At 44.5% G+C, this 24,027-nt stretch carries 17 protein-coding genes; 6 read left to right on the forward strand and 11 right to left on the reverse strand.

The annotated features are described in order from the left end of the window. Positions 1-12 precede the first annotated feature (12 nt). The 4 genes from Q5H80_RS18440 to Q5H80_RS18455 all read left to right on the forward strand — a co-directional run bounded on the left by Q5H80_RS18440 (position 13) and on the right by Q5H80_RS18455 (position 6,329). Complete coding sequence (locus Q5H80_RS18440; protein ID WP_304569528.1) at positions 13-1,440, forward strand: DUF3131 domain-containing protein; 1,428 nt, start codon at positions 13-15, stop codon at positions 1,438-1,440. Positions 1,441-1,561: 121 nt separating this feature from the next. After that, on the forward strand, positions 1,562-4,789 hold the full coding sequence (locus Q5H80_RS18445; RefSeq protein ID WP_304569529.1) for a response regulator: 3,228 nt from the start codon (positions 1,562-1,564) through the stop codon (positions 4,787-4,789). Positions 4,790-4,798: 9 nt separating this feature from the next. Beyond that, entirely contained in the window at positions 4,799-5,275 is a 477-nt protein-coding gene (locus Q5H80_RS18450) for a hypothetical protein (protein ID WP_304569530.1), read from the forward strand. 1 nt (position 5,276) lies between these two features. Beyond that, a complete protein-coding gene (locus Q5H80_RS18455) occupies positions 5,277-6,329 on the forward strand; it encodes a sulfate ABC transporter permease (protein ID WP_304569532.1) in 1,053 nt (350 codons plus the stop codon). 114 nt (positions 6,330-6,443) lie between these two features. Here the strand turns inward: Q5H80_RS18455 and Q5H80_RS18460 are convergent, their stop codons facing one another. Continuing rightward, complete coding sequence (locus Q5H80_RS18460) at positions 6,444-7,502, reverse strand: hypothetical protein (RefSeq protein WP_304569533.1); 1,059 nt, start codon at positions 7,500-7,502, stop codon at positions 6,444-6,446. 87 nt (positions 7,503-7,589) lie between these two features. Beyond that, positions 7,590-8,921, reverse strand: a complete 1,332-nt coding sequence (locus Q5H80_RS18465; RefSeq protein WP_304569534.1) for an anaerobic sulfatase maturase — start codon at positions 8,919-8,921, stop codon at positions 7,590-7,592. 137 nt (positions 8,922-9,058) lie between these two features. Between Q5H80_RS18465 and Q5H80_RS18470 the strand changes: the two genes are divergently transcribed. Beyond that, the gene (locus Q5H80_RS18470; RefSeq protein ID WP_304569535.1) at positions 9,059-9,847 is read left to right on the forward strand and encodes an SUMF1/EgtB/PvdO family nonheme iron enzyme; all 789 of its coding nucleotides are present in this window, start codon (positions 9,059-9,061) and stop codon (positions 9,845-9,847) included. Between the two features lie 128 nt (positions 9,848-9,975). Further along, positions 9,976-11,658, forward strand: a complete 1,683-nt coding sequence (locus tag Q5H80_RS18475; RefSeq protein WP_304569536.1) for an alkaline phosphatase family protein — start codon at positions 9,976-9,978, stop codon at positions 11,656-11,658. A gap of 204 nt (positions 11,659-11,862) precedes the next feature. Here Q5H80_RS18475 and Q5H80_RS18480 read toward each other — a convergent pair whose 3' ends face one another. The 9 genes from Q5H80_RS18480 to Q5H80_RS18520 all read right to left on the reverse strand — a co-directional run bounded on the left by Q5H80_RS18480 (position 11,863) and on the right by Q5H80_RS18520 (position 23,793). Continuing rightward, positions 11,863-12,768, reverse strand: coding sequence for a LysR family transcriptional regulator (locus Q5H80_RS18480; RefSeq protein ID WP_304569537.1), 906 nt, complete (start codon positions 12,766-12,768; stop codon positions 11,863-11,865). Between the two features lie 78 nt (positions 12,769-12,846). After that, positions 12,847-14,226 carry a BatD family protein gene (locus tag Q5H80_RS18485; protein ID WP_304569538.1) on the reverse strand — a complete coding sequence of 460 codons (1,380 nt, stop codon included), beginning with the start codon at positions 14,224-14,226 and terminating at the stop codon, positions 12,847-12,849. Further along, a complete protein-coding gene (locus tag Q5H80_RS18490) occupies positions 14,223-15,947 on the reverse strand; it encodes a VWA domain-containing protein (protein WP_304569539.1) in 1,725 nt (574 codons plus the stop codon). Before Q5H80_RS18490 ends, Q5H80_RS18485 begins: the two co-directional genes overlap by 4 nt. After that, a complete protein-coding gene (locus Q5H80_RS18495; RefSeq protein WP_304569541.1) occupies positions 15,940-17,019 on the reverse strand; it encodes a VWA domain-containing protein in 1,080 nt (359 codons plus the stop codon). The genes Q5H80_RS18490 and Q5H80_RS18495 overlap by 8 nt, the downstream gene beginning before the upstream one ends. Continuing rightward, entirely contained in the window at positions 17,012-17,572 is a 561-nt protein-coding gene (locus Q5H80_RS18500; protein WP_304569542.1) for a DUF4381 domain-containing protein, read from the reverse strand. Before Q5H80_RS18500 ends, Q5H80_RS18495 begins: the two co-directional genes overlap by 8 nt. Further along, positions 17,573-18,535 carry a DUF58 domain-containing protein gene (locus Q5H80_RS18505; protein ID WP_304569543.1) on the reverse strand — a complete coding sequence of 321 codons (963 nt, stop codon included), beginning with the start codon at positions 18,533-18,535 and terminating at the stop codon, positions 17,573-17,575. Positions 18,536-18,547: 12 nt separating this feature from the next. Beyond that, positions 18,548-19,531 (reverse strand): MoxR family ATPase, encoded by a 984-nt coding sequence (locus Q5H80_RS18510; RefSeq protein WP_304569544.1) that lies wholly within the window; start codon positions 19,529-19,531, stop codon positions 18,548-18,550. 129 nt (positions 19,532-19,660) lie between these two features. Further along, positions 19,661-22,036: a tetratricopeptide repeat protein gene (locus Q5H80_RS18515; protein WP_304569545.1), complete on the reverse strand. Its 2,376-nt coding sequence runs from the start codon at positions 22,034-22,036 to the stop codon at positions 19,661-19,663. Positions 22,037-22,245: 209 nt separating this feature from the next. Next, positions 22,246-23,793 (reverse strand): arylsulfatase, encoded by a 1,548-nt coding sequence (locus Q5H80_RS18520; protein ID WP_304569546.1) that lies wholly within the window; start codon positions 23,791-23,793, stop codon positions 22,246-22,248. Positions 23,794-24,027: the final 234 nt, after the last annotated feature.

Genomic DNA, 24,027 nt, shown 5'->3' on the forward strand with positions numbered 1-24,027 from the left:
CACGGAGTTGCATTGAAGCTAATCACGAAAGGAAACGTCCGTTTTATTTGTCTATTGTTTGCGACTTCAGTCTTCACTCAACAATGGGAAGTATTTGCGGACGAAGAGGTTAGCTTTTATGGGAAAAGAGGAGTTATCACCCCTGCCAGCACTCTAGGCATGGATGAAGACAAAGAAATTGACGAACCTAAGTACTATCGTCGAGTTATCGCTCCGCCAATATCCGAAAATACAGTAGATGTTCAAGAGAACACTGACATCGATGTTCATCCTGTTCCATTAATTGCTCAAGATGCGACAAGCACGCTATCGAAAAGCTCCTCCCCTATTCCATTAAGCCGAAATGAATTACTGCTAGCCAAAAAAGCTGAATATTACATTCAAAGGAACTTCAATAACAAAACCGGGCTTTGGAATTCAGTACAAGGCTATCCACACACAACAATGTGGGATGTTGCAAGTGGAATCGCGGCCACCTTAGCGCTAGAAGCTCTAGGTTTGAAAACAAGAACACAAGCTCACCACGAGTTGAATAAAACATTAACGACGCTGCATACCATTCCTTTGTATAAAGGTTTACTGCCTAACCGAGAATACAGCACCAAGTCAGCTAAGCCCTCGGGTCGGTTAAGCAATACGCGAAGTAACGGAAATGGGTGGTCTGCACTCGATATTGGACGGTTATTAGTTTGGCTCAAAATCTTGGAACAGCAACATCCCGAGCTCATCGCTGATATTCAAAAAATTGTGAGTCGCTGGAATCTCGATAAAGCCATCAACAACGGTACGCTTTATGGTACTAAGCTGTATAAAGGCAAAGAATATTACCGACAAGAAGGAAGAAACGGCTACCTGCAATACGCAGCTCAGGGCTTCAAAATGTTCAAGTTTGATGTACCACTTCCTGATTTGAAGACATATCTTAAAAGCGTTGAGATTGACGATATCACCATCGCTATCGACAGCCGAAACGTGCCCTTTCTCACCAGCGATCCCTATGTCCTGTCGACCATAGAGTACGGTGATAGTAAGTGGAGCCAATTGCTTCCCTTTTATGATCTCCACAAACAGCGCTGGGAGAAACAAAATATCCTCTCGGCTTATGCTGAAGATGCGATGAATAAAAACCCTTGGTTCGCCTATAACAACGTGTATTACTACGGAAAATCTTGGACAAGTGTTAGTCCATCCGGCCAGCCTATCGAAAACCCACAAATACTCAGCAATAAAGTGGCATTTGGGTTCAGCGTTCTCTTTGAAGATGAATTTAGCGAGTTGCTTTATGAAGATGTGTTAGAAAGTAGCTTAAAATTTAGGGGGATTCCGACAGGAAAATATGCGAATGGTGGAATCAATTCATCAATGAATATTAACACCAACTCTCTTGTTCTGGTTGCCTTATGGTACAAAACGAAAGGACGCTCACCAATCTTAGAATAAGCGTTGTAATCACAATAACTTATACCTCTCCCACACTTCTACCAAATTTGTTGTTTCTGGGTTTCCATATCGCTAACTTTATTCTACGTTTATATGAAAACAGTTGGATGGATACTTTTATATGTCGACACGCATGGTCTGGAATAATCTTTCAGTAAAGCACAAACTTTTCGGATTAGTTCTTCTCCCTATCTCATTGCTGCTTTTCCTCGCAGGAAGACAAGCCTATTTTCTTACAACACAGTTAAGCGATTTTGAACGCACCAATCAGTTGTCTGTATATCTGCAAGATATTTCAGTCTTGTATCGAAGTTCTCTGGCCACTAGCCCCGAAGAGTTTGAGAATCAAAGCAAGCAAGTAAAGGCAGAACTAAAACAGCTGTCACCCATCATTTTTTTAAACGTTTCGGATGATATGAATCAACTGGTGGCGGACTTCAGTGAAGCGACCCTATCCACGATGGAAGCGACGGACACTTACGACAAGTTGGACGCTCTTGAATGGCAGAGTGATTTATACAAGCAGCTGTTGCTTGAGATAGAAAAAGTCCCATTCGAAAATACCAAGCAGGGAATTCAACAGCACCTATCCGCGCTTCAACAATTAGAGTGGTTGATGTTCTGGTCTAATGAGGAGTTTAAGCTCAGCGCTTCACTCTTCGATATTTACCAAGACCATCAAGAATATGATTCTGAACTTGCTGAGTTGGTTGAAAGCCTCAGTGCTAGGCAAGTTTTGTTCTTAGAAAGATTTGTATCCTTAAATGCCAATGCACATCAAGTTTCACTCATGATTGAAGTATTTAAAGATGAGGCTTTTATGAAAAGCCAAGAGATACGTCATGGGCTTCATAGCGCATCCACAATAGTCGCCCTTACCCCACAAGAGATCACTACTGGACTAAATGCGATGAGTGCTCGACTAAATCTATTGCAGAATTTAGGTGATGTCATCAAACAAGAATTCCAAACAGAAGTAGATCAAGCTATCTCCGATGCTCAGATGGAGCGAACACTATTTATTTCTATCGTCGCTTTACTCGCTACCATCGTGATGGGGTTGACCTTGAGCTTAGCGAGACAAGTCACTAACAACCTGAACTTAGTGTTAGATTTCTTGAAAAGCGAAAGTGATGAAACTCGCCCTTCTTTGGACAAACTGATTCAAGGTAAAGACGAACTCAGCCTATTTGCTCAGCAAGTAGAGCGACTCACCATCGAACGAGAGCTTGCAAAAGAGAAGCTGACGATAGCGAAAGAAGATGCAGAGCGAGCCAAAGAGGACGCCGAAAAAGCGAAAGACCATGCGATACAAGCTAGCAAAGCGAAAAGTAGCTTCTTGGCCAATATGTCTCATGAAATTCGAACCCCACTGAATGGCGTTATCGGTATTTCGGAGATCCTGTCAGACACACCACTTACACCAACACAACGTGATTATGTCGATACTATCGAAACCTCTTCTCAGTTACTGCTGAGCTTAATCAATGACATCCTAGATTTCTCTAAAATAGAGTCCGGCATGTTACTGATTAGCCCACATTCCGCTTCCATCCGTGAATCCATATACGATATTGCCTCTATCGTATCCCCTAAAGCGAAAGAACAGAACATCGGCGTAAACGTCGAGATTAGCCCCAACACCCCATCACGGGTCATGATTGATGACCACCGATTAAGACAGGTGTTGATGAATTTCATGTCGAATGCTGTAAAGTTTACCGCTGAAGGGGGTGTAACCCTATCGATCACCACTCTCAACAAATCAGAGAGTGACGTAACTATTCGATTTTCCGTGCAAGACTCAGGGATCGGTATCGATAAAGAGCAACAAAAGCAGATATTCGAACCCTTCGCCCAAGAAGATGACTCAACCACTCGCCAATTTGGTGGTACAGGCCTTGGGTTAGCAATCAGTACCCAGCTTGTGGAACTGATGGGCGGGAAAATTCAGTTGGACTCAGTGAAAGGCGAAGGTAGCTGTTTCTACTTTGAACTTGAATTGCCAATCGACTTGGATACTCCAAAACCAAGCCCAGCTACCACCGATATTTATATACTCGGTAACGAAAAAGGAATATCAGAGCGTATTGAAAATGACCTTAACTTTTTCGGTCTAAAAGTGGCACAACGCTCAAACGAAGCTTCCTTAGTCACCTATCAGCTCATAGCAAACAAATACGACAAACCTGTCACTGTTATTTTTGCAGAAGACGATACATTCCAAGCGAGTGACTACTCGAATGACTTAGATACCTTGCACAAGAATGGCATCACCATTTGTCTAATTCGCTCATTCTTAAGCGATCCCGCAGATATTGGACAATGTATTACCGCACAGGTCTCTCAGCCACTACTCGGCTTACGCTTAGTAAAAGCGATTGAACTTTGTGATTCGCAAGGTTTAGTCGGCTTGTGTGACGAAAAACAAGTATCTGAGGTTATTCATCACAAGATCCTTATCGTTGAAGATAATAAGATTAACCAGAAAATTGCCGGACTTCACGTAGGCAAAAGTGGCTTCGAATTTGAATTCGCAAACAATGGTCAAGAAGCCGTGGATATATTCAGTGCGAACCCACATTACGCTGCGATCTTGATGGACTGTATGATGCCAGTGATGGATGGTTTTGAAGCCACGGCGAATATTCGCCGTATAGAAAAAGAAACCAAAGCATCACGACGCATCCCTATCATTGCGTTAACAGCCAGTGTAATTGATGACGATATCCAAAAATGCTTTGACGTGGGTATGGACGACTACGTTCCGAAACCATTCAAGTTTGAGATGCTAAAAGAAAAGATCTTAACCGCTGTTGAAGAGGTGCCTCTGCCACCTTCATCTCTTACCGCCTCTACACAGTCATCAGACAAGCAAGCTATCTCAGCCCACTCCACAGCGACACCTATTCATGCAGCGAAGCAGAGCCTTACGTTACCAGAAACATCTGAGGAAGATGCAGTACCAAGTAAATCAGAAAGAATACTATTGGTCGAAGACAACCGCGTTAACCAAAAGGTTGCCTCAGTGATGCTCAAAAAGGCTGGCTATGCTTTTGAAATCGCGGATAACGGTCAAATTGCTGTCGACATGTACCAAAAAGATCACAGCTTCGACGTTATTTTAATGGATTGTATGATGCCAGTGAAAGATGGTTTTACCGCAACCAAGGAGATTCGTGCACACGAAAAAAACTTAGGCTTAAGCAAAACTCCTATCATCGCGCTTACCGCGAGTGTTATCGATGATGACATACAAAGATGCTTTGATTCAGGTATGGATGGATATGTACCAAAGCCTGTCAGGAAAGAAAAGCTATTCCATCAAATTGAAAGTGCGACCTGTTAGGAGAAACCAATGGATTGGATTAATACAATAAAAATCATCCAACGAACGACTGTTACATCAGCGATATTAGGTCTCTTAGGTAGCCTATTGTTGCTAAATCCGGCTTATGCGGCAGAAGAGTATGCAATATTCTCGTTAGATACCGATTTCAGTGAAATCTCTATAAACAAAGCGAGAAAATTGTATCGGGGAAAAACTAAACGCCTTGACGGCAAACGCGTTGAGCTTTCAGACTGGCCAGAAAACAGTGACGAAAGAGACCGTTTCTATCGATTGTTACTAGGTAAAAACGCCGCTCAAATGAACGCGCACTGGGCCGGCCTATCCTTTTCCGGTAAAGCGCGTTACCCGAGAGAAATTAAGTCAGCCTCTACCGATAGCTTAGTTGACTGGCTTAATGATAAACCTAATCGTATCGGTTACTCCCCCCTCTCTTCAGTTCCTGAAAATGCCAACGTTCTCTACGTTGTAAGATCGGAGAAATAACATGAAAAAGATAATTACATCAGTGCTATGTGCTTCACTTACTTCTCCCGCATTCGCGATTATAGAGATAACCGACAACCTTTCGTTAAGCGGATTTGGCTCAACATCTTGGGCTAAATCAGATAACAAAAATCCATTAGTAATTAATCGTGGCTTTACTGATGAAAACTGTTACGACTGTGACACCACGTTTGGTGTTCAGCTCGATTATTTCTACAACTCATTTAAAGCGTCGGTACAAGTTGTGAAAGCACCACAATTTGAGTGGAGTGACCCGCAACTAGAATGGGCTTATCTCGGCTATGAATTTGGTGATTTTGATGCCAGCATCGGACGCTTAAGGATCCCTCTGTTTCTTGCCTCTGAATACTATTACGTTGGTCAAGCTTACATGACAGCTAGGCCTCCAACAGAGGTTTATAATGCCGTGCTAGGTATCACCGCGTTCAATGGTATCAAGGTCAGTTGGACTCATGATGTAAGCGACGAAGCGACATTATTACTATCACCGTTTTTCGGTATCAAAGATAAGAATGAAGTCGACTTCAATTCGACAACCGAGCTGGAATTCGAAACGAATCGAATGTTTGGCGCAAACCTCCAATTAAGCGGTGACGATTATCGCTGGAACCTATCTTTCCTTGATTCAAATTTCGATCAAACGACAAAAATTAAAAACGTTGGCGCCCTTCCTACAGCAGACAATCAACATATCCAACTTTGGTCGCTAGGCGCTGAATATGAATTTGGCCAAACCGTATTTGCGAGCGAAGGTCAAATTAGCGACTTCTCTTCATCATTATACGTAAGCCTTGGTTACCACTTGAATGCATTCACACCTTATGTCGTATACGGCGCACAATTTAACGGCAATGAACACTTAGAAGGGAATAGCTACTTAATTGGTGTAGATTACGACTTACTGTCAAATGTATCTATCAATGGTGAAGTTCAATTCTTTGAAACTCGCAAGTCAAACGGTGCCTTTATAAACACTCCTACAGGTGATACAGATGCGTTGCTCTACACCATTATGTTGAGTTTTGTTTTCTAACTCGAATTCAAATCGATAATCACTCGCAGCAATTAATATCCAAAAAAGCCAGTCGAATGTTCGACTGGCTTTCTCAATAACGGTTTATGAGCTTACGTTCAACTTATCTAGACATTATGAGCTTGGCGCTACTCGCTTCTCTTTCAACTGCTCAATAACATAATCAGGAGCCACTTTACCTAGCTCACCCAAGCAATCATCGGTCTTTTCATTGCCATAGCGTACATAAATATCGCATACCGCGTATAACTGTTCTGGAGAACCAGAGATCAAATACGCCTTCTCGAACGATTTTGTCGATTTGTCGATATCCAACTCTTCTTGTAATACCCCATTTAGATACCAATAGTAGCTGTTATCTTTTGCTAGCTTGGCTGCCACTTCGATCTCATTGGCAGCAGCGCCCTTGTCTTCAAGGCGAACCAGAGTCAAAGATTTTGAGTAATGCAGCGCTGCATTGTTTGGCACATTTCCCAAACCACGATCAAGCACTTCTACTGCTTGCAGGTCTTTTTTCTGAGCTCGAAAATTATCAGCGTAGCTCAACCAAACTTGGGGATCTTTTTGATGAGTTTTTATCAGCTCTAGATAAACCGTTTCTGCTTTATCCCATTCGTTGTGCCAGCGAAGTACATCAGCAAACAACAACTGAAATTTCTCAGACTCCTGAGTCTCCAAGAAACCAATCAGTTCTTTTACTGGAGACTCAATCTGTGATTTTTTCTGTTCATTTAACGCATTAAAGTCACGAACTAGGTTTGATGTTGCCGTATGGCGAACCATAGTATCGTTATCTTTTAGTAACGGAGAAACCAAGGTCCAGCGATGTTCTAACTGATATGGTGCAGAGCCGATGACCGCGGCTTCTCTTACTTCTGGATTTGGGTCTTTAAGCCCTCTTGCCACGGCAACCAATGCGTTTTGGCTTGGGTAATTGGTCAGCGCTTGCAACGCACCAGTACGGTTCTCTATGGATTGGTTTTGATCTTGCGCCATGTAAGACAACTGTTGGATACGGGTTTGAGTATCCGTCATTTCAAGCACTTGATTGATATTTTGTGCCGGTGCGTCAACCGTCTGTTGAACGCTATTGGCTGCCATAGCAGACGTTGAAATCAATGCGGACGTTGAAACCAATAAAGCAACAGCCGTCGCTAAACTCTTCTTCATCATAGTATTACCTTAAACTGGGGAACTTAGCCTTTACTTAGACTCGTATCTAATTAAATTTCGTTAGGATCTGTAGACCGAAAGGCCGAGTTAAAACTTGGTCTCGAACGTGGCTTGTTGCGCCTGTTTTGCTCGATGCGCCATCAATACCGAGTCGCTGAATTTGCCATGAGCCACTGGGTGCCCCATTGCACGAGCGATATAGGCCATCGACTTATCTATATGAGAAAAGAACTTGTGCCAACCTGCACATAGGTAGTTCAAACCCGGCTCACCAGCACGAGTTTTGATAAAGCGGTTTTTAGGACACTCTCCATGACAAGCAAACTTGTAGTCACACTGCTGACATTGGCTCGTCAATGTGCGTGATTTCGCGAAACCAAATTTCTGTTGTGGTGCGCTGTACGCGAGATCATCAAGCTTCTCGTGGTGGATATTTCCGATTCTATATTCTGGGTAGACATAGTGGTCACACGAGAACACGTCGCCGTTTGGCTCCATCGCAAGGCCTTTGCCACACATCTCGTTCAAAGTGCAAAGCGGGTTTGGGCGACCAATCCACGTTTCTAAGCTCGCTTCAAAATACTGAACAAACACTTTACCGATGTCGTGCTTCGCCCACTCATCAAACACAGTAATCAGAAAATTACCCCAAGCCAAATCTGACACGCACCATGATTCCATGATCGAATCTTTGTGGCCTGGGATAAGACGTTTGTCACCTTGCTTAAGTTGCTCACTCACTTGAGAAGTTTGCGGTGCAACGGTTCTAAAGGTTTTTTGTTCAACGATAGGAATAAACTGCATCTGTGGAGACTTCACCACATCACGCAGGAAGCGATACACTTCTAGTGCATTTTGACTGGTAAGGTTATTCACACAAGTGAGCGTTGCGAATTTAACTTGGTGTTTGTGTAGCAGTTCAACCGCAGCCATCACTTGTTTGAATGTGCCACGACCGGCTCGATTTGTACGGTAAGCGTTGTGCAGCATTTCAGGGCCATCAATACTTAAACCGATCAGGAAGTTGTTCTTTGCTAAGAATCGACCCCAATCGTCATTCAATAATGTGCCATTAGTCTGAAGGTCATTTGAAATCAACACACCTTCAGGTTGGTATTTTTTCTGCAGCTCAACCACTCTTTCGAAATAAGCCAAACCTAGCATGGTAGGTTCACCGCCCTGCCACGAGAAGATGATTTCAGGGGTATTTTGACCTTCGATATATTGTCGGATGTAAGTCTCTAACGTCTCGTCATCCATTCTTGGAGAACTGCCTTTCTTGTACTCCAACAAATCTTGCTTACTTAGGTAATAACAATATTTACAGTCGATATTACACGCTGCGCCAATCGGCTTCGCCATAACATGCAAGCGTTTAGACGCTTTACCATTATATTGCGGACCTTGAGTAATATGCATGATTTACCTACCTATCTTAGTGTCTGGCTCCCATCATAATTCCGATTTAAGTCAGTGGCATGTTATACCCTTTATAACCAATAGGAATGACCTTAAACGTTAGAATTGCACCCTATTTCGAACATTTGAGGAACGTGATGAAGTTTTTCAATTACAAACATTTAGCGGCGGTTAGCAGCGTCACCATGACTATTCTTCTAAGCGGCTGTGTCAGCGTGCCTACACATCCTATCGCCAAAAAAATTGACCAAGAGATGGTGTTGGTTGAAGGCGGAACATTCACCATGGGTTCAAACAGCCCAGAAGCGAGCAAGGCAGAACGACCAGCCCGCGATGTAACTGTAGATAGTTTCTACATCGCGAAGTTTGAGGTGACTCAAGAATTGTTCGAATCGGTGATGGGTTCATCTCTCAGTTATTTCCAAAATCCACAGGTTCCGGTTAATAACCTTAGCTGGCAACAAGCGAACTATTTCGTTGAGCAATTGAATGAATTAACCGGCGAAGAATACCGCCTGCCAACGGAAGCTGAATGGGAGTTTGCTGCGAAAGGTGGCAATGACAGTAAAGGCTATACTTACAGTGGTTCCAACGACTTAGATGATGTCGCGTGGTACTCAGCAAATTCAAAAAATAGCGCACATCCTGTCGGGCTAAAAAAACCAAATGAACTAGGCTTATACGACATGACAGGAAACGTTGGTGAATTTGTCATTGATGCTTTTGATGACACCTTCTATAGATTCGGTCCAACAGACAATCCAAACAATGCAAAACACAGTGACGTTGGTTTATCACACAAGTCCGTTCGTGGTGGCAGCTTTGCCTATGATGAAAATGAATCGGAAAGTTACCGTCGCGACTTCGCAAGCCAATCGATCACTATGTCAGACATGGGCCTGCGCTTAGTTAAAGATACGAACTAGTTAAAGATGCCGAAGGTATCAGTTCAATAATCTTCACCAGCAAAACTAAAAATACGATTAGTACCATTCAAACGTTAGAAATCTGACCAAACGTTAGAACGCTACGGCAACACTGAAAAGGACACTCTATGCAATACACCAAGCTTTCAGGACTAACACTCGCGTTACTCTGTGCCTTCCCTGCGTCGGCTGCGGACAAGCCAGATTTAGTCCTCCAAATCACGGTCGATGGCCTGCGTGCAGACCTTATCGAACGATATAAGCACAACTTCGGTGAAGGCGGATTTCGGTACTTAATGGATGATGGTACTTACTACACCAACGCGAATTACCAACATGGCAACACGGAGACAATTGTGGGCCATGCCTCTCTTGCAACAGGCGCTCCACCGAGCGTACACGGCATGGTAGGTAATGTTTGGTATGACCGTAGTGAAGAGCGTTTGGTGTACAACGTAGAAGACAGTAACTACAAAATGCTGACCTCTGGTGCAGGTGTAGATAAAGCAACAGAGATCGACCCAACACAGAAGACAGCACAAGGTGACGGTCGTTCTCCTGAGCCAATACTCTCTACTACGTTTGGTGATGAGCTGACGATCTCCAATAGTGGCAAATCAAAAGTGTTCGGTGTGTCTGTGAAAGACCGCGGTGCAATCTCATTGGCGGGACACAGTGGTAAAGCGTTTTGGTTCTCGAAAGCTCAGTCTGAGTTTGTCACCAGCAACTATTACTACGACGAATACCCAGCTTGGGTGTCTCGTTGGAACGAGAAAGCGATTGCTGCAGAGTACTCGAAACAGAAGTGGGAGCTCTCATTACCACGTGAGAAGTACACGCTGCAAGAGCACGATACCGAACACAAAGTGAAACTCGGTAATTTCCAACGCACCTTCCCTCACCCATACGGCCCTGCAAGCTACAAATACTACAGCACAACATTAACCGTCAGCCCAGCTGGCGATGAGATTACAGAGAACTTTGCAAGCACGCTGTTGATGCAAGAGAAGTTAGGCCAAGGTGACGTGACCGATTACCTATCAGTAAGTTTCTCATCAAATGACTACGTGGTGCACTTATACGGTCCTGAAAGCCTAGAGACAGAAGACAACCTAATTCGACTCGATAAGACGATCGCCAAGCTTCTTAAAACCGTTGATAACCAAGTCGGGCTGAATAATACATTAATTGTGTTGTCTGCCGATCATGGTGTACCTGAATCTTCACCTGCGGCAAATGCGCTTGGCTTAAATCAAGCTCAATACTTCAATAAAGACACACTGCTCTCGAGTGGCGTAGAGAAAAGATTGAAGGATCAATTTGGTTTATCCAAAGACGCAATTCGCTTGTACGCACAGCCTTACATTTATCTGAATCACGATTTAATCGCAGAGAAGAAACTTGACCTGGCTAAAGTGCAGGAAGCGATCGCCGATGAAATAGCGAAAGTGAAGGGTGTAGCGTTTGCAGTATCAAGCAGCGATATTGCAGCTAACCGAGTACCTGATACTCATGTAATGCAGCTCATTAAAAACAACTTCCACCCAGCTCGTTCTGGCGACGTGTATGTGGTATTTGCGCCGCGTAGCTACATTAACGACATGGAAGGCCTTCAAATTGCCTCTACACATGGCTCTCCATGGAAGTACGATACGCATGTCCCTGTCATCTTCGCAGGCTACGACGTTGAAGCTCAGAAGGTCTCGCGAGCAATCACGCCATACGACATTGCGCCAACACTTTCTAACAAACTGGGTATAACCCAACCAAGTGGATCAATTGGAGAAGTTCTGCAAGAAATTACCGAATAATAGACGTAATTAAGGTTTCTTAGTTTTAATTTCGAAACCCACACCAAGTAAAAGAGCCGCTTATCAATTCAGACTGATTCAGTCGAAACAGATAAGCGGCTCTTTTTGATTGCCTGTATTTAGGTCGTAATCTAATCAACGTATGTTAGTGCTGGGAATAACTGCTATTCGCACAAACATTTTCCATTAATTCCCCTTTAGAGGTTAACCTGATATGTCTTTTGCTGCCGCTTTGATCTTAGCGCGCAACCACTTGTGGCTAGGTTCATTAGTGCGGCTCGGGTGCCAAATCATGCACATATCGAGATCTTCCAATTCAAATGGTAAAGGCAGTGTTTTAACCGCGTACTTTCCAGAGAAACAACGCACCGATGACATAGGCATTACACCGATGTAATCAGAGCCCTCAATAACTGGTAGCATCTCAACAACACCCGCAGCTCGATAGACTATTCTTCGTTTTTCAAGGTCACTGTAGTGTTCAGAACTCAATAAGCTTTTACGTGCATGCCAACGAGATACAACTACATGCTCAACTGATAGGAACTGCTCCATATCGATCGTATCACCAATTGTAGGATGGTCTTTACGGCACACCACCACCAGTTCCTCTTTAGAGATCACCTCATGCTTAAGCATGGTTCTTCCTTTTGGTGTCATATCGACAATAACATCGTGTCTTTGGAGCCTTAAATCAGACTCGTAGTCTTCCGTAAATAAAGGATGAACCTCTAGTGCGATACCAGGTGCAATTTGGCTGATTAACTGCATAACTCTTGGCATCATTTCGTAGCTAGCCGCTGAAACACAAGCAATTGAAAAAACGCGACCGGAGGTTTTAGGATCGAAGTCTCTTGAAGCCGATAAGGTAGACGTAAAATTCTTAAGCGCGGCAGCCATTGCTGGGTAAATATCAATAGCGAATGTGGTTGGTTCTACGCCAGAAGTGGTTCGGTGAAACAGTGGCTCATCATAGATATCTCTCAACCTTGCAAGCGCTTTACTCACAGCCGGTTGGCTTATATCCATGCGATTAGCAGCTCTTGATAAGTTCTGCTCTTCATAAATAGCGACAAATATAGGAATTAGATTTAGCTCGGTACTTTTCATACAGTTCCATATTAAAGAAGCAGGTTCCCTATAGTAGAGAACCTGCCGATTATGTTCGATGCGAATGACTAAAGTTTGCTACTTAGTTCTATCTTTTAAGTCTGGCAAGGCTTTCGGGATTTTCAAGCGAGCGGCAATTGAACGGGATTTGCTCTGGTTTGATTTGTCGTCGGATAAGTTACGTAAGCCTTTCCATAAACGAGTAAATACGTTTTTGTCTTCACGTCCTTGTTGAAGGGCTTCGCTATCCTCTAGCCAACGCTTTTGTCCATTCAATTTACCAAGTTGCGCTTTATCCAGTTCTAGCTGAGAGGTTTCGTTTCTTAATTGACGATAAATAAAGGTTCTTAATTCAGCCCAATTACCTTGCTTAAGTAAACGACGTAATACCAGCCAACTCGGTGTTGGACGGTTTGTGTAATAACGTTTAACAGCAACAACTAACGCAATGCAGACTAACAGAGCCAAACCAACAGTAATAAACACTGACATGTAAGCCTTGATGAAGGATTGGAGCGTGTGTTTTGCTTCAAACACCTCACCTTTTATCACTACACTTTCAATACGTTGATTCTTGCTGTTCCACCACTGGAATGAGAAGTCTGGCAAGGTAAATTCACCACCTTGTTGAATCACATATACCGTCTCTTCAACTCGGCTTGAGCGATAATCACCACGTTCTTGAGTATCATCCAAACGATTAGGTTGAGGATAAGCTTGGTACTGCTGAGTCGATTCATTGTTTAACACATTCGGCAGTAATACAGACAAGCTGTCTTTGGCCTTGATAGTCACCGTTCGAGTAATGGCATCACCTACTTTTAAGTTTTCACTCGAACGTTGCCATTGTTGCTCTATATCTACGCCTGTCGCAGAAAACCAAGGCGATTCATTATCGAGTAAACCTGAAGGCAACGAAGCTTCAAACTTAATTGGCTGCGTGTAAAGCGTGCCACCAACGTTTGAACCATCAGGAGCAGAAACTTGGACGCGAACAGGCAGCGTAGGAATCACGAATTTACCTGATGTCATCGGATAGAGCGTAACTTCCCAACGTTGACGCGACCATGTTGTCCCACCGACTCCTTCAGTGTAGTTAGTCGCAAGTTGGTTACGCTGCTTAGCAATCACATTAGGGATTTCGATGCTGCCGATTCGAGTGCCACCTGTTAACCAACGCGGTGTCGCCACCTCAATGTTCAGAATGACCTGCTCATTTACGCTAACTTTGGTAGGCATGATCTTGTCGCCTGACTTGGGTTTTTCTCCAACCCAAGCGATCAATTCAACATCACCACTTTTTTGTAGCTCGTAGATATCAGTAGCAGAAGCAAGTGTAGAAAAAGCGGCGCTAAGCAGCAGAACCATCGATACAAGCAAGGTCTTGGTTAGTTTAAAGGACTCTGAGCGCCCTACCTTTGCTTGAACGGCTTCAAGAGCTAAATCATATCGACTCATTGTGTTTGCTCCTGTTTTGGCATCTGTTGCTGTTTTTTCATCTGCTCAATGGAAGGTACAGGCTCTCGTAGCTGAATTTGGAACTTAGACTTCAAGAAGAACTTAGGATCCGCTTCTACTCGCTTTAACCACTTATCGGCGAGCTCTTGGCTCCCCAATATTTCATTGGCGTTAAGTGTTTCCTTAAGCATTAATTCCGCTACCGTTTCTTCTTCTGCACCATCACCCGTGCGCGGCTGATCGTCATCAAGCTCTAAAGATTCTTCCGGGCCGTCTGTAGTGCCTGATTGACTCTCACTGGTTCGGTTAACTTCTTCGACAATCCCGCTCAGCACAGCCAAGTTATTTTCTACATCCGCTCTTAATTTTGGAGACTGGTCTGGCTTTTCACTCAGTGTTTTCAACAAGTCTCTCGCGGCAAGGTACTCACGTTGGCGAGCTAGTGCGCTAGCAGCATTATAGAAACCAAGAGCTGTTTTGGTCTGCAAAAACGCACTGTGAGCCAGCTTAAAATCACGAGCATAATAATAAGCCGCGCCCTTTCTCATAGGGTCTGTGAAGTGCTTAGCTGCTTCGAGATATTCCTTTTGGTTTAGTAGACGCTGTCCCTGTTGATCAGGTGTTAGCCATAAATCCCACCACCATTGGGCTGTTTTATCCCAAACCGTCAGGGACTCTTCAACCACCGGCTTGTCAGCTGTTAAACTGACCGTTTTCGCCAAAGTGTGCGGAGAATACACGCTGCCTGTAATCAAAACCCCAACCACACACCATTGAACCAACCACCCTTTTCTAAACCACAGCAGCATGATAATAGCCATTGGGATTAGTAGGCCGTATCCCATGTCTTTCCAAGGCATAGCAGATTCACCGTTGAGCTGCATGTTTCTTTCAACAGCCTGATTCAGTTGTTGAATATCCGAATCGTCAACGGTCACCTCAATCACTCGACCACCTGTCTTATTCGCCAAGTTGCGTAATGAACCGAGGTCGACTGGGTTATCGCTCACCACACTACGGTTTCCTGCCGCTAGAATGAGCAGCTGATAAGGGTTGTCGTTAAAGAAGGTTTCGAACGCCCTGATAGTACTTGGGTTTACACCATCTGATACCAACAACACTGACGAGCCTAACTCACCAGACAGTTGTTGATTGATGAGTGGCAATGCCTCTTCTGCTGACTTACCGGATACAGGCATAATATTAGGGGTGATAGCCGCTAGAAACGGTTCGAATACCTTGCTGTCTTGAGTGACAGGCATCGCAACATGGGCACTGCCTGCATACACAACCAAACCTGTGTTGCCGCCTTTACGCGCTGCGAGCAAGTCTCTAATTTTCTGTTTGGAGCGTTCCAAGCGACTTGGTGGTAAGTCTTTAGCCAGCATAGAGTCACTGTTATCGAGTACCACTAACATCGAGGCTTTGTCTTCACCAAACGGCGAAGCTTCACGTTGCCATGTAGGGCCTGAGCAGATAATAATGGCGATTGTCACAATCACCATTAAAAGCTTTAGTGGTAACTGTTTGCGCCAACCGGTTTCACCAATGGTCAATGCATCACGTAAGTGTGCAGGCAGAATGTCTTTCCACGTTGGTTTGGTCTCTTCTCTCCAGCGAATCCACAACAGGAAAAACATCGGAATAAAGGCCAACAACCACAATGGTCGGATAAAGTGAAACTGAGTAAAGAACTGTTGCAACACGAGAGAATCAGGCATCACTCTCTCCCTTCAAATTTCTAGTCGAAGAAGCTAAAAGCGATCGTCGGCGGATTGTTGCTAAACTAAACGCAGTCAAATACATCACAACAACAATTGCCATCAAGTAATGGTGTAGCCCCTGTTTAGGACGATAAGTCGTACTCTCATACAACTGAGGTTCTAATTCACCAATTTGAGCGTAGGCTTTGGTCAGTTCGTCGCGGTTAAGCGCTTCAAAGGCTTCACCACCAGACTCTTGAGCCACACGCTTGATAGTTTCCATATCCAGAGCAACCTCTCCAACTGTTTGCGGATCGCCCATCGCAATAACATGAATTCGAACGCCTTTAGCCTTCGCAACCTTGGCTGCATCGATCGGCTCAACAAAGCTTCCAGTGTCATTACCGTCTGTTAATACGATCACGACTTTCTCTTTGGCGTTGGCATCGATGCTTGGATCTTGGGCTACAGCACTCTGCTTCTCACTCTGTTCAAACACCTTAATCGCAAGGCCAATTGCATCACCTAAGTGCGTACTTTGCCCTGCCATTGCGACATCAGTTTGGTTGAGTAGCTCAAGCCACACATCTTGGTCGGCTGTGAATGGCGTCTGCACAAACGCAGCGTCACCAAACAGTATCAAACCAAGTCGGTCACCTTTTCTGGTTTTCGCAAAATCAGCCAATACCTCTTTGGTTGCGTTCAAACGAGAGATCTTTTCACCTTGCTTAGACATGAAGTCTTGTTCCGCCATTGAGCCAGATAAATCAACCACCACCATCACGTCACGACCTAATTGCTCGCGAACCTGCGGCTCACCAAGAATGGTTGGTTTCGCTAATGCGCAGATCACTAATACCCAGGTAATGATCAGCGTAGTGCGTTGCCACCAGCTAGGGGTTAATTGGCTTGCTCCTTCTGATGGAGGCTCGCCAATCGCCTCTACCAACTCACTGAAAAATGGCACCTTAATGGCCATTTGCTTGGTTCGATAAGCTGGCACTGCAAAGTAGACCAACAACGGCAATGGTAACGCGATAAACCACAATGGATGTGAGAACTCGAAGCTGGCAGACAAACTATCAAACATTATCTTGCCCCTCTGTTGACGCTTGTACATTCGGTTTTGTTTGTACATCGGGTTTATGAAGTTTTAGCCACATTATCGCAGTTTGAATCACCTCTAAACGCTGTTCAAAGGTCAAACGCACCTTAGGGTCAATTAAGCTTTGCATCCATAGTCCCGACACTTCATCGGTAAAGAAAGCATTACTGGTTGCACTCTTGCCAGCGCTAACAGGCAAATAAGCATTCAAGCGGTTGACATAAGCTTGGTCAAACAACTTCGCATTGCTACTGTCTAAATAACGAAGCACTACTTTGAGTACTTTAAAGGTTCGTTCGGTTGAGTTTTTGTCTCGAGCATCCAGTAACATGAGTTCTTTAAGTGCTTCTTTACGATAGCGATTATTCCACCACCTTAAGCCTACGCGATAAGCCAAATAGAAAGCGGCTAATAACAATGTAACGCCGAGGATCTTCCAACCGATTGTTTGAGGAACCCAGCTCACGCTTTCGGGAATAGCGACATCGTGCAATTCCCGAAGGATATAAGTACTTGGAGGCGTATGTTCAACGGTCATTTAGCGCCCTCCCACCAGCTTTTGAAGCTGTGAAATATGAGTGCCAGATGTGTCTAATTCGATATAAGGAAGGTTTTTCATCGCCATTAATTTAGCAAGAGATTGTTTTTGAAGTGCCGCTTTTTGAGCAAGGCTCTCACTCGCGAGGTTAACCTTAGATTGGCTATCCAGATTAAGTTGAAAGCGACCATCACCGACTACCCAGTTTGCGCTTGCAAGATCTTGAGGCAGTGACTGTTCCAGAGGATCGGTCACCATAATGGCCAAGATATCGTTGTGTTGTTGCAGTTGCTTGAGTCGATCAAGATGTTGCTCTTGGCAATCTCGCCAATCACTAATAAAGATTAAGGTCGACTGCTTTAACCTCATTCGCTTAATCAACTCGATCCATTGAGTAAACCCGACTCCCTCATTGTCACTCACATTCACACCCAAGCTCTGATTAGCTTTAGCAAGATGTTTGAGTTGGGATAGCAAGTCAGATTGAGAACGTTGCGCTTTAGTGTGAAATAGCTTTTGGTGTGACGCCAAAACAAAACCGACGCGGTCACCATCCTTAAGCACTCGCCAACCACACAATGCCGCAACTTCGGCTGCGACGACTGATTTCATGGTATCTTGAGAGGCAAAGAACATTGAGCTGCGCTGATCGACACAGATCATCACATTACGGTCTTTCTCTTCGGTGTAACTACGAACATGAGGCTTACCCGTTCGCATGGTGACTTTCCAATCAAGATTACGAATATCATCACCGAGTTGGTAGTGTCGCAACTCCTCGAAATTCAACCCACGACCACGGAACAAAGAATTATGTCTGCCCGAAAGCACGCTGCCCGCTTTCAAATGAGGTAGCAGGGAAAACGATTCAGCTTGAGCCTGAATTCGCACTAACCTTGAGTAGTCACAGTATAAGCGTGGATCAAGGCCTTGCGATTTGGGAGCTTGTGTTGGCTTCGCCATGACGCCCCCTTATTATCCGATCTCTACGTTATCAAGTAGTTCTTCAACCACTCTCTGATGGTCAACACCGTCAGCAAGTGCGTCATAAGACAATGAGAATCGATGCCCCAACACAGTTGGCAGCATTGCACGAACATCGTCTAACGTGACATGGTCACGCCCTTGCAGCCACGCATAAGCACGAGCACATTTATCTAGTGAAATTGAAGCTCGAGGACTTGAACCAATTTCAATCCATTTGGATAAGTTAGATTCTGGGTAACGTTCTGGCTTACGAGTCGCCATCACCAAAGCGACAATGTAATTTTCGACTAAGTCAGAAACTACTATTTCAGGCAACTGTCGACGCGCTTCAAGCACTAATTCAGGTTCAATATGTTGCGGAGTGACTAATTCTGAACTGGTTTCGCAACCCAACTCTTCGCTACGCACCAGTCGAATGATGTCACGTTCAGCTTCATCTTCTGGATAGTCGACCGTTACTTTCATGATAAAGCGGTCCATTTGAGCTTCAGGTAATGGATAAGTACCCTCTTGCTCAACTGGGTTTTGAGTTGCTAGCACCATGAATAGATCTGGCAGGATATGAGTTTGACCACCTACGGTGATCGTGCCCTCAGCCATCGCCTCAAGTAGTGCCGCTTGCACTTTAGCTGGCGCACGGTTCACTTCATCGGCTAAAACAATACTGTTGAAAATAGGACCCGGTTGGAAGTGCAACTGAGGCTTTCCATCAAGCTCTTGATACACTTCTGTACCTGTTACATCTGATGGCAGCAGGTCCGGCGTAAACTGAATTCGACCAAAACTGGTGTTCAGTAGGTTCGCTAGCGATTTCACTGAGCGAGTTTTCGCTGTACCGGGAAGCCCCTCAAGAAGCACATGGCCATTAGTCAATAACCCTATCACCAGAGCCCGAACGACGTGACTCTGACCGATAACACTTTTCTCTGTCTGTTCAATCAGTTGGTTTATTGCTTGTTGCGCATGGTTCATAGGTCTTCCCTTTATTCAATCTGGCTGCGTACATCCTACTCACAAGCCCCATAACTATTGGTTATAAACGCAATAAGTGGTTACAAACGCGATAAGTTATAAGCACCTTAGCCAAGCTCACACGCCACTTTATTTAAGCCTAGCTTTCAACTGGTTAATTGCCTCCGGCGGTGCCACTTTGCTCAATGAGGTAATACATTGCTCAAATGCCTTTGGCACACCCGGTATATGGCTGTTTCGCGCCAACACTTCACACTGTGCGTATAAGTGTTGTGGGTTGCGGCTAAATTGGTAAGCCTTGTGCAGTGATTTACTTGCCGCAAGCACGTCTGATTTCTCTAAAGCTAAGCCATACACATACCAATATTGTGGGTCGGTTTGCGCCGTTTCAGCAGCTTGTTTAAGGTACTCCGTTGCTTGGTCGTAATCTTTCACACGAAGTAGAGATAACCCTGTACTGTATGGCAATACACTCGATTTAGGTTGAGCTTGGATGCCTTGTTTCAGTGTTGCTAATGCCTTTGGCTCGTCGCCCATTGCACGATATAAATCAGCCAAGTTAGCGTAGCTATTTTCGAAGTAAGGTTCGATCTCGATAGCGCCTTGATAAAACTCAATCGCTTTGGCGTGCTGACCTAAATCTCGGTAAACGTTACCTAAGTTAGTGCGGCCAAACCCTCTATCTGCATTAAAACGTTGTATCTCAATGTACTCTTCCAATGCAGGCTTGATTTGATCTTTCTGCAGAGGATTCATTTCTCCCCAGTAACGTACTAGCGCGCCTGCGGTTTCTGAACGAATCGACAATACAGGGTCTTTCAATAGTGGCTCTAAAATCTGCCAACGGTCAGTAAACGGAAAGCCGGACGAACCTTGCACAACGCCCAAGCGAATCATCTCATCGTCATGTTTCACCGCTCTTGCGATCGAGACAAGCGTATTCTTGCCCGTGTTACCACCCAAACGTTCTAAGCTCGAAGCGCGAATGATATTACTCAAACTGGAATCCTGAGCTGAATACGCCAATGCATCTTCTGCACCTCTGTGCCCTATTGAATCCGCATAAAAGGCAACAGCAAAGTGTTGCTGGTTACGATACTTAGAGTCTGAGAACCACTGACCAATTTGTTGATCTGCCCATTGATCAGTTTGATCTTCGTGGCAACTTGTACACACGTTCGGCGTTTTAATATGTTGGCTAATATCAGGTCGTGGGATGTGCCAACTGTGGTCACGCCTTGGGTCGACCTCCATGTAAGTCGTTTCTGGCATGTGACAAGTCGTACATTTCGACGCTTCGGTATTCGCTTCGTGGAATGTGTGCTTTTCCGGCGTGTATTCAGAGGCAATGTGACATTGGCTACACACGGCTTCCTCTGCAATCTTTAACTCCGCCGTATGGGGATCATGGCAGTTAGTACATGTGACACCTTTTTCAGCCATCACCGACTGAAGGAAAGACCCGTAAACGTAATCTTCATCGTAGATTTGACCATCGTTATGGTAGAGCTCAGGAGTAATTAAGCTAAGACGATACTTATCAAAGAATGACCCGTTAACGTGGTCACCCGTTTCATTCAATTGTGTGCGTCGACTGTGGCATTGAGCACAAGTTTGAACTTGATTGGTATGGATGATGTCTTTCGGTTGAAGGGTTGAGTTGCCCTCTTGATAAATCCACTCTTTCACCGACTTCGACAAGTCACGATCAAAACCGTAATGCGCCGATGCTGGAGCGTCTTTCCCACCGTCCGCTTTCGCTAACTTGTTATTTGCTAACTTCGCTTTGGCTAACTGGGCTTGCTCAACATGCTCACTCGCAGGGCCATGACACGCCTCACAGCCGACATTAATCTCAGACCAAGTGGTGTTGTAGGTATTGCTTGAGCTGTCGTAGTTCTTTTCTAGGTTCGTTGAATGGCAGTCTGCGCACATGAAGTTCCAATTCTGGCCACTGTTGGTCCAGTAAAACTCATCAGTGTTGGTGGTATCAGGATAGAGGTGAAACCAACGTTGACCACCTTGTTCCTTTAGTCGAGAATCCCAAACGAAAGGAATCAACTGAACACGGCCGTCTTCAAACTCAACCATGTATTGTTGTAAGGGCTCAAAGGCAAAGGTATAACTGATTTTGTAATCTTTGAACTGCCCGTCTGGCCCTTCGATATTGGCCCAAAACTCATCACCCTTGCGAAAAAAACGATTGAGTTTTCCGTTATGAGTGACCGTTTTATCGTTGAAATCCCCCAATACTGATTCATCAGAAGCATGCTTCATCGCCATATCGTGATGAGAGCCTTGCCACGCTTCCACTTCAGCGCTGTGACAATCAATACAAGCTTCAGAGCCGACATATGTAGCTTGGGAGCTAACTGGCGACACCTGTTCACTGGCATACGTATTGAAACTGAGTATCGACAACATCAGTAAAGACAACATTGCGAAGAATACTGCAACTCGCTGGTGTTTCAACCCGTTCACTAGTGAGTACAACAATGCAGGCATAACATTCCTTGTTTTTTATACATCCTTATGCTTAATAAGGTAGACGTAAAAACCACGAATTTACAATTATTTAGTGGCTGTGAACACGATAGTTGTGATTCATATTCACGGCTAGTATTTGGTCATCGATATGCGTATAAAAAAAGAGCTCCTAGGAGCTCTTTCGTGTTACCAGTTTCATCAAACTATCAGTTTCAATAAACCAAAGCTTACTTGTTATGGTTCTCTTGAAGTTTTTCCATAACCTGATCCAAGCTAAAGCTTGCGGCTTTTTGACGTGGTGGGTATTCAGCAAACGTCTCTAAGAATTTGCCAACGTACGCTTGAGCAGGAACGAACATGTACGCGTGGTCTAACAACCAGTCATAATAGGTATTCGAAGTAATATCTGCATTTTCGTATGGGTCCATACGCAGGTTAAATAACTTAGGAAGACGCAACGTTACAAACGGTTCAGCCCAGATCTGCATAGTACCCGTTGCTCGTTGCTCCATGAATACCGCTTTCCATTGGTTATAACGAAGTGCTGCTAAGTCACCGTCATCGGTAAAGTAGAAGATTTCAGAACGACGCCCCTCGTCTTCTTCACCGGTTAGGTATGGAAGGAAGTTATAACCATCTAGGTGAACTTTAAACGTTTTATCACCCGCGGTATGACCTTTTAGCAACTTCTCTTTGATTTGATCATCACCAGCGGCTGCAACGAAGGTTGGCATCCAGTCCATGTGGTGCATAATTTCATTAGATACACTTCCTGGTTCGATCTTACCCGGCCAACGAACCATCGCTGGTACACGATATGCGCCTTCCCAGTTGGTGTTCTTCTCACCACGGAACGGGGTTGTACCGGCATCAGGCCAAGAGTTCATGTGTGGGCCGTTATCCGTTGAATAGAAAACAATGGTGTTGTCTTTGATGCCTAAATCATCCACTTGTTTTAATAGCTGGCCAACATGTCTATCGTGCTCAACCATACCATCGGCATAGTTACTAATGCCGGTGACACCTTTACTGTCTGGCTGAACGTGAGTTCTAAAGTGCATGCGTGTTGCGTTCCACCAAACGAAGAATGGCTTGTCTGCTTTCACTGCACGATCCATAAAATCAAGTGCGGCATCGAGCGTTTCTTCATCAACCGTTTCCATACGCTTACGCGTTAAAGGACCGGTATCTTCAATCTTGCCATCAGCGAATGATTTAATAACACCACGCGGGCCGAATTTCTTACGAAACTCAGGATCCGTCGGGTAGTCTTCATTCTCGGGTTCTTCCTCAGCATTCAGGTGGTAAAGGTTGCCAAAAAATTCGTCAAACCCGTGTGCTGTTGGTAGAAATTCGTCTTTGTCGCCAAGGTGGTTTTTGCCAAATTGGCCAGTCATATAACCCATTGGTTTTAGAAGCTCTGCAATGGTTGCATCCTCCGCTTGAAGCCCAATGTCTGCTCCCGGTAGTCCTACTTTACTCAAACCTGTTCTCAATACACTTTGACCCGTAATGAAAGTAGAGCGGCCTGCGGTACATGATTGCTCTGCATAGTAATCAGTGAACATCATGCCTTCTTTGGCGATGCTATCAATGTTTGGAGTTTGGTACCCCATTAAGCCAAAGGTGTATGCACTGACATTAGATTGACCAATGTCATCACCCCAAATGACGAGAATGTTCGGTTTTTCTGCTGCGAATGTGGTGGTGGAAGCCGCCATCATCGCTGTGCCCAAAATCGCTAATCGACGTTTGACGCCATATTTCGCTGTCATAGAAACCTCTTCGTTAGTTATTTGCATCCTGCCATACAACGTATAGTTCATTTTTTGCACTATCGCGAGATTCACTAAACTATTAATCTTTTTGTCATTTTTCCAATAAGCAGCACGCTCAACTCAACGATAAAATTTACGCGAATAAACTTGATAATGATCACACATAAAACCTAAGGGTAAATTTTAATTCTGAATTAAAAACATCTAAAATCAGCAAGTTACACCCCCTCC

The organism is Vibrio sp. SNU_ST1 (assembly GCF_030563405.1).
Classification (GTDB): domain Bacteria; phylum Pseudomonadota; class Gammaproteobacteria; order Enterobacterales; family Vibrionaceae; genus Vibrio.